Annotated in this window: 8 protein-coding genes; 4 read left to right on the forward strand and 4 right to left on the reverse strand. The window is 64.3% G+C overall.

Annotated features, from left to right (window positions below; genetic code table 11):
• Nucleotides 1-5: 5 nt before the first annotated feature.
• The 3 genes from CAF80_RS20685 to CAF80_RS20695 form a co-directional block, all read right to left on the reverse strand.
• On the reverse strand, nt 6-1,928 hold the full coding sequence (locus CAF80_RS20685; protein ID WP_074687727.1) for a YncE family protein: 1,923 nt from the start codon (nt 1,926-1,928) through the stop codon (nt 6-8).
• A gap of 75 nt (nt 1,929-2,003) precedes the next feature.
• Nucleotides 2,004-7,829: a manganese-oxidizing multicopper oxidase MnxG gene (gene mnxG / locus CAF80_RS20690; RefSeq protein ID WP_074687726.1), complete on the reverse strand. Its 5,826-nt coding sequence runs from the start codon at nt 7,827-7,829 to the stop codon at nt 2,004-2,006.
• Nucleotides 7,830-8,045: 216 nt separating this feature from the next.
• On the reverse strand, nt 8,046-8,657 hold the full coding sequence (locus CAF80_RS20695) for a lytic transglycosylase domain-containing protein (protein WP_074687725.1): 612 nt from the start codon (nt 8,655-8,657) through the stop codon (nt 8,046-8,048).
• A 203-nt stretch (nt 8,658-8,860) separates the two neighbouring features.
• Between CAF80_RS20695 and gspG the strand changes: the two genes are divergently transcribed.
• The 3 genes from gspG (at nt 8,861) to CAF80_RS29155 (ending at nt 11,179) form a co-directional block, all read left to right on the forward strand.
• Entirely contained in the window at nt 8,861-9,289 is a 429-nt protein-coding gene (gene gspG / locus CAF80_RS20700) for a type II secretion system major pseudopilin GspG (protein WP_074687724.1), read from the forward strand.
• 14 nt (nt 9,290-9,303) lie between these two features.
• A complete protein-coding gene (locus CAF80_RS20705; RefSeq protein ID WP_007956102.1) occupies nt 9,304-10,491 on the forward strand; it encodes a type II secretion system F family protein in 1,188 nt (395 codons plus the stop codon).
• Nucleotides 10,492-10,567: 76 nt separating this feature from the next.
• Nucleotides 10,568-11,179 (forward strand): hypothetical protein, encoded by a 612-nt coding sequence (locus CAF80_RS29155; protein WP_074687723.1) that lies wholly within the window; start codon nt 10,568-10,570, stop codon nt 11,177-11,179.
• Nucleotides 11,180-11,328: 149 nt separating this feature from the next.
• Here CAF80_RS29155 and CAF80_RS20715 read toward each other — a convergent pair whose 3' ends face one another.
• Nucleotides 11,329-12,228 carry a LysR family transcriptional regulator gene (locus CAF80_RS20715; protein ID WP_074687722.1) on the reverse strand — a complete coding sequence of 300 codons (900 nt, stop codon included), beginning with the start codon at nt 12,226-12,228 and terminating at the stop codon, nt 11,329-11,331.
• Nucleotides 12,229-12,390: 162 nt separating this feature from the next.
• Between CAF80_RS20715 and CAF80_RS20720 the strand changes: the two genes are divergently transcribed.
• Nucleotides 12,391-13,407: an alpha/beta hydrolase gene (locus CAF80_RS20720; protein ID WP_074687721.1), complete on the forward strand. Its 1,017-nt coding sequence runs from the start codon at nt 12,391-12,393 to the stop codon at nt 13,405-13,407.
• The last annotated feature ends 8 nt before the right edge of the window (nt 13,408-13,415 follow it).

Raw genomic sequence — 13,415 nt, forward strand, 5'->3', positions numbered from 1 at the left:
CCTCGTCACTGAGTCTGGCCGGGCAGCACCCGGACACTGGCAAAGGTCTTGTCGTCGAAACCGGCGCCCAGCGATGCCGCGCGCACGTGCAGGTACCAGGCGCCGCTGCGATCGAGGGTCACCGGCGCTTCGTATACGCCGTCGGCGACTTCCAGCGCCGCCACTTCGCGGGGCCGGGAAGTCGGGGCGAGGAAGTAGCGCAACTGCACGTCGGTCACGCCGCTGCGCTGGATTTTCTGTTTGCCCTGGACGATGCGAAAGCGCACCACGTAGGGGTCGTTGAGGGCCACGGCGGTCTTGTCCAGCAGGAACTCGACTTTTGCCGCGCCCAGGTGTTTTTCCGGAGCGCCGTCGGACGCCACCTGGGCGCTGAAGCAATGAATGATGTTCGGCTGGTTGAGCAGGAACGCCACGTCGAAGCGCCCCGCCGCCGGCAGCTTGACCCGGGCGCTGTAGAGCCCCGGCGAGACTTCGCGCAGGCTGCGGTCGATCACCAGCGCCGCGCGGGCGATTTGCCCCCGATTGGGGTAACCGGACATCGGCGCGTTCATGCCTTCGGCGTAGAAATAGGTGGTGTTGTCGACCGGGTTGACCACAAACACCGCGTTGTCATCGCGCGATACCGCGAGGCTCGACGCCAGCGGCAGGTCCCCGGCCAGCCGTGGCGGCTGCGGCCCGGCCTCGAAACCCTGGGTAATCGGCTGACGCCCTTCGCCCAGCGAAGACAGGTTGATCATGGTGACTTTCGGCGAGGCCAGTCCACGCACGTAGGCATAGGCCTGGGTGAACACCACTTGATAGGGTTCGGCCGAGACTTCCAGATCATGGATCGCCGAATCGTTGGCCGCGTCGATCACCGTGGCACGATTCTCCACCGTGTTCAGCACCACGCCAAAACGGCCGTCGGCGCTGAAGCCCATCGGGCCGAGGCCCTGTTGCAGCTTGATCACCCGGCGGACGGCGCGGCTGTTGCTGTCGATCACGGTGACGGTGCCGTCCTTGCCATCGGCCACGTACACCGCGCCGGACAGCGGCGAGTACGCCACCGACAACGGGCTGGAGCCGGTCTTGACCTGTTGCAGCAGGCTCAGGCTGGCAATGTCGATAACGCTGAGGGTGCCGTCGTCGCGGTTGCTGACGAAGGCGAAACGGCTGTCCTTGCTGAAACTTATTTCGTGGTGGCCGCGACCGGTCGCCAGGTGTTTCAGCGGTTTGAGGCTCTGGGTGTCGATCACCGTGACCCCGGACTCTTCAGCCTTGCTCGCGTTGTTGCCGACCCACAGCAGACGCTCGTCCGGTTGCAGCGCAACCCGCACCGGTTGGCTGCCGGCGGCCACCGAGTCGATGACCTTGAATTGCTCGCTGTCGATCACCGCCACTTCCCCCGCCGTCGGCATCGACACGAAGACCTTTTTGTTGTCCTTGGGCGTGACCCAGTCCATCGGCGATTGCTTGAGTTCGATCCGCGCCAAAGTGCTGGTGATACCGCCGACCGAGACTGACGGATCCACCACCGAAACGCTGGCATCGCGGTTCATCACCAGCAGGAAATAGCTGTTGAGGTCGAGCAGCGGCCGCGCGCCGATATTGGACTTGAGGAACGTGCCGACCCGCGACTTGCAGCTCTGGTCACGGCCCTGGGCCTGGTCAGCGGCAAGGACTTGCGGATCAATCCACGCCCCCGGCGCCACACCGGACAACGGCTGGCCGGACGCACCGTCGGTGACGCGAAACTGCACGTCGGCAAACTCGCCCTCACGCAGCTGGCCGTCGCTGGCCAGCGGCTTCAGATCGAAGGCGATCGACACGCCGTCGCGGGTCAGCACCTGGCCTGCGCCGGTTTGCGCCAGGGCAATCTCGCTCAGCGTGAGCAGCGCGCCGGCCATCGCCAGCAGGCAGACGCCGATGATGTTGATGATCCTGTTCATGTCGCTCTCCCCTACAAATCCTGTCCCCACCTGTGGGAGCGGGTTCACCGGTTCCCACAGGTCGCGCATTGGCACTTACTGAGCAGGCGGCGCCGGCTCCGGCTCATTGGTCACCCGCAGCAATCCCCACAGCCCCGAGGTGTTGCCATAGGCGCCGTAATCGCGGAACAGGTAGTCCCCCGGTATCGCGTTGCTGCCCCCGGCGCTCGGGATCATGAAGCTGAAGTGCGCCGCCGGCAGGATGCTTTCGTGAGCGCCGATGTACATCGACATCGGGTTGTAACCGAAGCGCACCGAACCCACGCCCGGCGTGCCCATCGGGTAGCCGCCGGTGTCGCTCTTCTCGGCCTGGAACGGGTTGAGCGACCAGACGTGTCCGTCGAGCTGGAACGTCGTGCCGCGACTGCCGCCGCTCGGCATCAGGATGTGCGTGCGGAACGGCTGACCCGGTTTGGCATACAGCACCGGCGTCTGCGGATCGCCGCCCACCAGCGCATTGCTGTAGGCCATGTGCGCGTTGGTCATGTCGCCGTAACCCGCGCCATCGGCACGACCGAACGGCGCATCCGGGGCGAGGCCGAAGCGATACCACAAAGGTTCGGTCTTGTAGTTGATCGCCATGCTCGAGTTGTCCTGCGGATCGGTCGGCACACCGAAGCCCTCGGCAGCGATGCCTTCCACCGGCCGGCCATTGGCCCAGCGAGTGTTCAGCGCCTTGTGCCAGACCATCGCGAAGTCGCGGTAAGTCGTCTGCCCCGGTGCGGTGACCGTAGCGTTGACCTTGCGTGCATCGTCGACCCAGGTCGCGCCGATCGGCAGGATGCTCATCGCCCCACCCAGACCTTTTTGCGGTTGCTTGATCACGTCCGCCGGGGTGAAGTTCAGGCCACCGAACTCCACGGCAGTGGCGTTGATGTTGTCGACACTGCGCCCCAGTTGCGTGACCGGTTTGCCTTCACGTTCCAGGTGCCCGGCGTAGTACTGATAGGTCCGGGTCGGGTAGGCGCCGCTGCTGCCCACCCGCGGCGGTACGGTCTGGATCGGGTTGGCGCCGACGTTGGCACCGTCGGATTTGGTGATGTCATAGGCCAGCAGTTGCGCGTGCAGCCCCACATGGCTGGACGGCCGCATCAGGTTGTTGCTGAAAGTGGTCGAGCCCAGGCCGCTGTTGCGATCACGTTTGACGATGCCCTGCATCACGGCAGTCTGGGTCAGGTCGGGCATCACGCTCGGCAGACGGTTTTCCAGGGTGATATTGATGCAGTCCCCGGCCGCTGCGCGCAGCACCAGCGGTTCGACCGGAATGCCGGGTTTGAGCTTGCCGCTGACCGGATCGAGGTCGGATTTGCGCACATACAGGATCGCCGTCGGATCATGCAGCGGCCCGCTCTGGCCACCAATGGTGATGGTCTCGCCGTCCTCCGGATCGGTCACCGTGACCTGCGGGATGCTCACCGTGCGCGAGTTCAGCACCAGGGTGCCGCCCGCCGGATTCAGCGGCCCGCCGACATGCTGACCGAGCCCGGCCGAATCGCCGATGCTCAGGCCCAGCGAATTGCCGAGGATGTCGTTGGCCAGCGCCGCCACCACTTCATAGTTGCGCTGCACCGTCGGCCGGGTGCCGATGCCGTTGGGGTTGGCGCTGATCCGTGGGCAACTGCCTTCGAAGGCCACGGTGTTGCGCATGCCGGCCGGACTCGGGTTGTTGGGGATGGCGAACAGGTCATTGCGTTTGGCCGTGTAGTTGCGCATCACGCCCCAGATCCCGCTCCAGTAGCCTTCGATCGAAGCGTCCATCGAGTACAGATAGTCACCGGTAGTCGCCGCAGAGCTGGACAGCATCGACACCGGTGCGATGAAGCCCATCTGTTCGGAGATGCCGATCATCTGCGAGGCGCGCCAGCCCGAGTTGGAGCTGTTGCCGAAACCGGAACCGCTCTGCAGCCACTTCACGCCGTGCAGGGTGACGTTGTGCTCTTCCTCGTGGCCGCCGGCATGTACCCGCAGGCGCACGTTGTCACCGGTGTAGGTACGCAGCATCGGGGTGAACGGATCGCCCGGCTCGCTGCCGCCCTTGTTGATGTGCGGCGGGAACAGGGTGGTGCCGCCGGTCGGGCCGGTGGCGGCCGTCACCAGATTCGGCGCCAGGTTCATCGCCGGGATCGCCCGGTCGGTACGGCTTTGCATGGCATAGGCCAGATCGCCTCCGAGGCCGTCGGCCTGCATGCCGCGCTTGCCGTCCGGGCCGACCTTGTTCGGGTCGTAGACCCGCAGGGCCAGCGGCTCGTTGCGATAGTTGACGACGAACATGCCCGGATCATCCACGGAGATTGCTTGCGGGCAAGGCCGGCTCGGGCAACCCGGCACCTGACCGCCCTGCACTTCCAGCACGCCTTCGAGCAGGGTGCTGGCGTTGTTGCGCACCGGCGGGTTGATCGCGTAGCGGAAGCTGTCGGCGGTGGCCGGGAACGCTTGCGGATTGGGCACACCGTTGGGGCCGGCGCCCACGTACACACCGGCTTCATAGGCATGCTGGAAGTCGCTGTATTCGAGGAAGAACTCACGGAAGCTGTCGTTCTTGCCGTCGCCGTCGAGGTCGCCGGTGTTGATCACCGCCTGCCAAGAGGTCGGCCCGCCGTCCTGGCGCGCGCCGCTGTACAGAGGCTCCCCGGTTTCGGCGTGGAACCAGGTGGAACCGGCCGGCTCCGCCAGCACCGTGGCATACAGCCCGATCTGCTGGTGAGTCGATGGGCCGAGGTGGTCGTGGGTGAAGATGGTGCCCAGCCCGCGATCCACGCCCTTGGCGTTGACCACCGGGTCGACGAACCAGCGTTGCATGGCCGTGCGTGCGCCCATCCAGTCACTGCGCCCGAACTGACCGAAGAACGGATGCGCCTTGGCTTTCGGGCACGCCTGGGTGCCGTCGCGCGGGTCGGTGCCTTCGCACTGGTTGAATTCGCGGATCGCGTGAATGCGTTCCTGAACGGCACCCGGGGAGAGCACGCCGTCCTCGTAGTTCCAGCCGTTGGAGGAACCGTCGGCGGACGTCAGGTCCCACTTCGGCAGGTGAATGTGCTGGCCGATCACGTCGGTCGGCGTGCGCACCTGATAGTCGTCCATCTCGTAGGTGGCGGGCACCAGGTTGGTTTGCTGGTATTGCACGCAGTCGAAGGTGTTCATGCGCATCACCAGCGGCTCTGGCGGACGCTGCTTGGTGATCACCGGCCAGGCGTCTTCCCACAGCGCCAGAATCCGCGCCTGCGGGAAGTGATAGCCGACCTTGTTGTAGACCGCGTCGAACTGAATGTTGGCGGCCTTGTAGATCCGTGGCCGGTCGGCGGTGAAGGTCGAGGCGCCGACGAAGGACATACCGTCCAGCCGATCGCCGCTGGCGAATTCACCGCTGCCGGCGCTGCTGGTCAGGCGTTTTTGCCGGTCGTCCATGCACGGTTCGTAGTACGGCGCGCCGGCAATCGGCAAGGCGCCGTTGGTGCGGAAGGCCTTGGCCACGATCTGGTTGCCGGGCAGCAAGGCAAAGCTTGGGTGATCCTTTTTCGCGTGGAACGCCATCGCGGCCTGTTCCACTTCGGTGCCCTCTTCGGGCAGGTAAATCGGTTTGGCGCGGGTGACTTCCTTGGAGAAGTCCAGCGAGGTGGTCACGGTGTGCGCCTCGCCTCCGGCCGCCACCCCGTCGAGGGTGTGACGCTGCAAGCCGCCGTCCCAGCCGCCGGACTGATTCGGATCGAGGTTGGCCCACAGCGCTTTGCCGCTGGCTTTCAACGATTGCGCGGTGGCGGCGTCGAGCATGTCCAGCGGTGGAGTGGGCGGACGTTGGCCGACCGAACTTTCCATGCCGCCGATCCAGAACGGATAGCCAGGGCTTTTCAGGCTGCCGTCGGCGTTGCGGTTGGCTTCGCTGCGATCGACCAACGCCAGGGAACCAATCGCTTGCGAACCACCATTGCCGCCATGGTGTTCGCCGTCGTCCTCTTCTTCATCGTCGTCATCGTGGCCGGCGACCAGGGTTTCGCCGATTTTCGGCACCACCACCACTTTGCCCGGCATCGGGGCCATGGCTTTGCCGGGCAGCGGCACCACGGCAGGAATCGGCGTGCCGGCGATGATCTCGCCATCCGGCAAGGCGCGGGCACCGGCAGCCGGTTTACCGCTGCGCAGGGCGTAAGGTTCGCTGTGATAACCATCGGCGCCCTGTTGCGAGACTTCCAGCCGGGTGCCTTCCTCGAACACATCGTGCACCCGCCACATCGACCACATGCCCTGGGCGAAATGCGGGTAGAAGTGGCAGTGATAGATCGCATCACCGGCCACCCGGTTGCGGTTGCCGGAGCCACCGTTGGCGATTTCGTAGGTATAGCCGGCGCCCGGACCGATGCCTTGGGCATCGACGTAATCGGAGTTGTCGTCGTTGGGGTTGAACAGCCACTGATGACCGTGCAGGTGGAAGATGTGCTGCTCATGCCCGTTGTGGGTGTTGCGGAATTTGACGAAGTCACCGATGTAGCTGTGGTTGACGTTCGACGGCTCCGACGGATACAGGGCCATGGTGGCCTTGACGCCAACCTGATCGGCGCTCGGTGTCTGGCCGGGGGCGATGTTCTCAAGCCCGGTGTTGGCCGGCACGTCCACCAGCATCGCCACATCACCGACGGTGTGCGAGCTGAGGAAGAATTCTTCGTAGGCGCACGACAGGCAATCGTGCATCGGCCCTACGCCGAGGCGGTTGGCGACCACTTCGGCGCCCATGCCGCCGGAACCGTAGTTGATCATGAACGAGTCGCGGGTCGGCTCCAGCACATGGGCCATGACCGGGTCGGCCCAGTAGGCGGGGAATGCCTGGGTGGCGGCGGTTTCGTCCTGGAACTGCGAGGCGAAATCGCGAAACGGCTCGAGGCGATTGGGGATCGCCGGGTTGCGTTTGCCCACCGATTCCAGCGGATAGGTGCTGGGCGCGAAACTGCCATCGGCATTGCTGCCCATGACGATGGCGTCGCTTTCGCTGGAGATGATTTCGTTGCCGTCGACCATGCTGATGATCGGCGTGCCGGCCTTGCCTTCACGCAGCCACGGTTCGCGCTGCGGGTAGCGGGCCTGGTAATCGACGATGGGGTGACCGGCCGGTGTACGGCCGGTGGTGGCCAGACGCATTTCTTCTTCGGTGAGGGTGTTGCGATAGGTGCGTCCCGACTTCGGCACCACCACGACCTGGCCGAACAGGCCATTGGCGGTGTTGCCGGCCGCGCCTTCCCCACCGAATGTCGCGCCACGGCTGCTGACGGCAAACGCCCCTTCGCGCTCGGCGTACAGCACGTACGAACGGCTCGCGCCCGGCGGCACCAGGGTGTTGGCGTTACGCCCGGTGTAGGAGGAAATGTCGTCGATGCTGTTCACCGCTTGCAGGCCGTTGACCTGGAAACCGACATGCCGGTCGGCGACCTGCTCGTCGACCTTGAAAGCATCGGCGCCACTGACGTTCTCGGTGCCCTCCTCGCCTTCAGGCCCTTCGAAATGCTTGTTCGGGTTGGCCTGATAATCGAGCAGGTTCTGCAGGTTGATCGTCAGGCAATCACCGGCGGCCACCCGCAGCACCAGCGGCCGTGGACGCTTGTCCGCACGCAGCGATACCTTGCCCGGCACCGCGCTGCCGCCGTAGGCCAGCGAAACGTCATGCTCATCGACGACATCGCGGCGCAGGGCGTACATCATGCCGTTGGCGTTTTGCGCACCGAGGCGGTTGAACATCAGCGGTTGATCGAAGGCGACCACATTGGCCACCAGATTGCGCTCGCAGCGCACGGCGGCGCTGGCCAGTTCGACGCTGAGCATCGAGACCAGCAACAGCAGCCAGTTCAACAGGGGCGGAGCGTGGTGAATGCCAACCATGATCGGAAACCTCGTAGTGGGTGCTCACAGGGAACGATTCTCGTTAAAGCCCTGAGAGCAATCCGCATGCCACAAAAAATTGCCTTCCATCTCAATCAGTTACACAGGTCACTTGAGAATGCGGGGGATATTCCCCACCCGTTTCCCCACTTTTCCGGGCCCCTTGGGTTTGCCCCGATAGTGGGGAAAGCCGGGGCTGGATTTTCAAAAAAAGCTTTACAACGGCGCATCCACCGCCAGCCCCTGCAGGCGCCGGTACTGACGCAGCACGCTCGGGACATAGCGCTGGGTTTCGGCGAACGGCGGGATTACCCGGCCCCGGCTGAGCACCGCGTCAGGCCCGGCGTTGTAAGCCGCCACGGCCAGGGCGATGTCGTTGTCGAACAGGGTCATCAGGCGCTTGAGGTACTTGGCCCCGCCCTGGATGTTGGCCTTGGGGTCGTAGACGTCTTTCACCCCCAGCTCGCGGGCGGTGTCGGGCATCAATTGCATCAGTCCGCCGGCGCCCTTGGGCGAGGTGGCACCGGGGTTGTAATTGGATTCGGACTTGATCACCGCGTGCAGCAAGGCTTCGGGCAGGTGATTGGCGCTGGCCGCCGCTGACACCAGCTCCGCGTAGGGCTGGTTGGCGATCAATTGCGGTTGCCGGTCAAGGCTGACCAGTGGCGCATCGGACTCGCGAATCACCCGCTCGTAAGTGCGTCCGGGACGGTGGACGTTCGACAGCACGTAGCTGCCCTTGGCGTCCATGGAAACGAAGACATCGGCTTGCGCGGCACCGACCGACAGCACGCAGCCGAGCAGTCCTGCAGTGAATGAATGGATCATTGGGCCTCCCCTGACAGGCCCCGAAAAATTGGGGGAAATGCCCCACTGACCCGTCGTTGATCAGCCGTACGCAAGCACTGTGCCGACTCTTGAGAAGCCCGTAATACAAGGGCATCAGCCCGACAGCCGAAATTATCGGGGGCTGAGCATGGCAATTGCATAAGCCCTTTCGGCGACACGGCTGCCACTCACGGGAGGTCATCATGAAGCTGCAATTTCGTCCGCGTGCCCAACGCGGTTTCACCCTGCTCGAATTGCTCGTGGTGCTGGTGGTGCTCGGCCTGTTGGCCGGGATCGTCGCGCCCAAATATTTCGCCCAGCTGGGGCGTTCCGAAGTGAAGGTCGCCAAGGCGCAGATCGAAGGCCTGAGCAAGGCGCTGGATCTGTACCGGCTGGAGGTCGGCCACTACCCGTCCACCGAACAAGGCTTGCAGGCGCTGGTGACCGCACCGAGCGACGAAGCCAAATGGACCGGCCCGTACTTGCAGAAAAAACTGCCGCAGGATCCGTGGGGGCGTAACTACACCTACCGCTATCCCGGCGAAAACAGCGAGTACGACCTGCTCTCAATGGGCAAGGACGGCCAGCCCGGCGGCGATGGCGAAAACGCCGAAGTCACCAACTGGCAATAAGCGGAGCACACGGCATGCGATTTCAACTCAAAGCAGTGGGCAAGGCCGGGGTGGTGTCGCTGAGCGTCGAGGCGCCGGGTCAGAGCGAGGCGCGGCGCATTGCCGAGGATCAGGGCTTGCGCGTGGTCAGCCTGCACGCCGAGAGGCACTGGCGTTCGTTGCGCCTGAGCAAGCGTGAAACTTTCAACCTGGTGCTGTTCAGCCAGGAACTGACCACCCTGCTCAACGCCGGCCTGCCGCTGATCGATGCGCTGGAAAGCCTGGCCGAAAAAGAAACCGCCCCCGCCGCCCGCAAAACCTTGAGCGAGCTGGTGCGGCTGCTGTACGAGGGCAAATCCTTCTCCCAGGCGCTCGGCCAGTTGTCGGCGGTGTTCCCGCCGTTGTACGTGGCGCTGGTACAGTCCAGCGAGAAGACCGGCGCGGTCGGCGATGCGCTGGGCCGTTACGTGAGCTATCGCCAGCGCATGGACGAAGTGCGGCAGAAGATCGTCAGCGCCTCGATCTACCCGCTTTTGTTGTTGGTGGTCGGCGGTGGCGTGGTGCTGTTTTTGATGGGCTACGTGGTGCCGCGCTTCAGCCTGGTGTTCGAAGGGCTGGGCTCGAACCTGCCGTGGCTGTCGCAGATCCTGATGAGCAGCGGCATGTTTCTGCACGCCCATCAGGGTGAGTTTTTCGGCCTGTTGGCGACGATCGTCATCGCCCTCGCCGTGCTGCAGAAACAACCGGCGTTTCGCCGTGGGCTGGATCGGCTGGTGGAGAAACTGCCCGCCGTGCACCAGCGGATTTTCATGTATGAGCTGGCGCGGTTTTACCGGTCACTGGGGATTCTGCTGCAAGGCGGGATTCCGCTGGTGACGGCCATGGGCATGGTGCGGGGCCTGCTCACCGTGGCCTCGCGAGCACGCCTGGATCAGGCCTGCGAACGGGTGCGCGAGGGGCAGTCGTTGTCCACTGCGCTGGAGCTCAACCGTCTGGTGACGCCCGTGTCCCTGCGCCTGCTGCGCGCTGGCGAGCAGTCCGGCAACCTCGGACAAATGATGGAACGCAGCGCCGACTTCTACGACGAGGAAATCAGCCGCTGGATCGAGTGGTTCGTGCGGTTGTTCGAACCGCTGCTCATGACCTTCATCGGCCTGTTGATCGGGGTGATCGTGATCCTGATGTACATCCCGATCTTCGAACTGGCTTCGAGTATCCACTGACCTCGGGAACGGGTCGGATCACACGCAACAAGCCACATCCACGTTCCCAATCAAGACAACAAAGACGGAGAACGATATGCACATTCAAAAGCTCGTGCTCGCAATGGCCATCGGCGCAGTCCTGTCGGCGTCTACCGTACTGATTCCGGACAGCCTGTCCGGGGTGTCGAGTGTTCAGGCCAAGGATGGGGGAAGTGGTGGTGGCGGCGGTGGTGGAGGTAGTGGCGGAGGCGGAGGCGGTAACGGCGGGGGTGGCAGCGGAGGCGGCGGTGGCGGCAATGGAGGCGGTGGTGGCGGTAATGGAGGTGGCGGCAGCGGAGGCGGTGGTGGCGGTGGCAATGGTGGTGGTCACGGCGGCAGCGGCAGTGGCGGCAACAGTGGCAGTGGCGGCGGTGGCAACAGTGGCCACAGCGGCAGTGACCACGGCTCGGGCCACTCCGGCAACACGGCGTCATCCGGTCGCAGCGGCACGCATTCTGAACCCGGCGACGACCACGGTGTGCATCGGTCCGGAGAGGTCGGCGATGACCACGGTGTACATCGCGCTGGTGAAATCGGTGACGACCATGGCGTACATCGTGCCGGCGAAATCGGTGATGACCGAGGCCTGCATGCCGCGGGCGAACCCGGTGATGATCGCGGTGTTCACGTCGGCGGCGAGCCTGGCGATGACAAGCGCGCCAACTGACCCGAACTGAAAGCACCGCAATCCCTGTGGGAGCTGGCTTGCCAGCGATGAGGCCTGGTCAGTTAAAGCATTACTAACTGACCCACCGCTATCGCGGGCAAGCCCGACTCCCACAGGGCTCATCGGCGCCCACCAGTTCACCGCAAAACCTAGAGAGCGACATGATTCTGATCCAGCCGCTCACGCAAAAACTCGATCAACGCCTGCACCGGCCGTGATGCCTGACGATGCTGCGGGTACACCGCCGACAGCGTCAGCGGTTCCGGCCGAAACTCGTCCAGCACCGGCACCAGCCGCCCATCCTTCAGCGCCGCGCCGACAATGAACGTCGGCAGATAGGTAATCCCCATCCCCGCCACCGCCGCATCCCGCAGCAACTCACCGTTGTTGACGCGCATCCGCCCGGTGACATTCACCAGCAGCGGCTTGCCCTGCCCCGCATTGAACCGCCACTGCACCGAACGCCCGTGGCCGTAAGGCAGACAGTCGTGGCCAAGCAGATCTTCCGGTTTGACCGGCGTACCGCGCTCGGCCAGATAAGCAGGACTGGCGCAGTACACCCGCTCGACTGACGCGATGCGTCGGGCGATCAGGGTCGAGTCCTCCAGCACACCGATGCGCAGCGCCAGGTCGTAACCCTCGCCCAGCAGATCCACCGGCCGGTCGCTCAGGTCCACCTCCACCGTGACCTCGCGATAACGCTGCAGAAACGGCGGCAGCAGACAGCCCAGATGGGCCAACGCAAACGACAGCGGCGCACTCACGCGAATCGCCCCGCGCGGCTCGGCGGTCTGCCCGGCGATGCCCTGCTCCACCGACTCCACTTCACCGAGCAAGCGCAGCGCCGATTCGTAATAGCTCTGGCCCAGCGGCGTCACGTCCAGGCGCCGGGTCGAGCGGTTGAGCAATCGCACGCCGAGGCGTTCCTCCAACTGCATCAACCGACGGCTGACGAACTGCTTGGACAGGCCCAACTGATCGGCCGCCGCCGTGAAGCTGCCGGAGTCCATGACCTGGCAAAAAATACGCATGTCTTCGAACGGGTTCATTGTCACTCTCTGGTGGACAGTTAAACGCTTTATAGCCGCTTTTTCACTTTCCGGCACCTCATTAATCTGTGCTCACGGTGTTGCTGAGGCCTGAAGCCCAGCGCCACAGCAGCCCGATCCCAAGGCATACAAAAACTCAAACGACTTAAAAAGGAATTGCACATGAACATCAAGAAAACCCTCGCCGCTTCCCTCCTCGCCCTGTCCATCGGCAACGCCTTCGCCGCCGAAAGCACTGGCGTCGAACACAACACTCAGGCCTTCCTCGACGCCCTCGCCGCCGGCGGTGGCAAACCCCTTGAGCAACTGAGCCCGAAAGACGCCCGTGCGGTGCTGACCGGCGCCCAGGCTTCGGTGAAGGTTGACCTGTCCGGCGTTGAAGTCAGCGACAAGGCGATCAAGGTCGACGGCCAGACGATCAACCTGAAAGTGGTGCGTCCGGCCAAGGTCAAAGGCGAGTTGCCGGTGTTCATGTTCTTCCACGGTGGCGGCTGGGTGCTGGGCGACTTCCCGACGCACCAACGCTTGATTCGTGATCTGGTGGTGGGTTCTGGCGCGGTCGCGGTGTACGTCGATTACACGCCGTCGCCGGAAGCGCAGTACCCGACCGCGATCAATCAGGCTTACGCCGCGACGAAATGGGTAGCGGAACACGGCAAGCAAATTGGCGTCGACGGCAAGCGTCTGGCGGTGGCTGGCAACAGCGTCGGCGGCAACATGGCGGCGGTCGTGGCGTTGATGGCCAAGGAACAGAAAACCCCGGCGCTGCGCTTCCAGTTGCTGATGTGGCCGGTGACCAACGCCGGGTTCGATAACGGCTCGTACCAGCAATTCGCCGAGGGCCACTTCCTGACCAAAGGCATGATGCAGTGGTTCTGGGACAACTACACCACCAACCCGGCCGAGCGTGCGCAGATCCATGCCTCGCCGCTCAACGCCAGCGCCGAACAGCTCAAGGGCCTGCCCGCCGCACTGGTACAGACCGCCGAGTTCGACGTGCTGCGTGACGAAGGCGAAGGCTACGCCCGCCACCTCGACGCGGCCGGTGTAGCGGTGACCTCGGTACGTTACAACGGGATGATTCACGACTTCGGCCTGCTCAACCCGCTGAACGGGATTCCTGAAGTCAAAGCCGCCGTGCGCCAGGCCGCGGCAGAACTCAAGACCCACCTGAACTGAGTGCAACC

Origin of the sequence: Pseudomonas sp. B34(2017), assembly GCF_002112915.1 — a bacterium.
In the GTDB taxonomy this organism is placed as follows: domain Bacteria; phylum Pseudomonadota; class Gammaproteobacteria; order Pseudomonadales; family Pseudomonadaceae; genus Aquipseudomonas; species Aquipseudomonas pharyngis.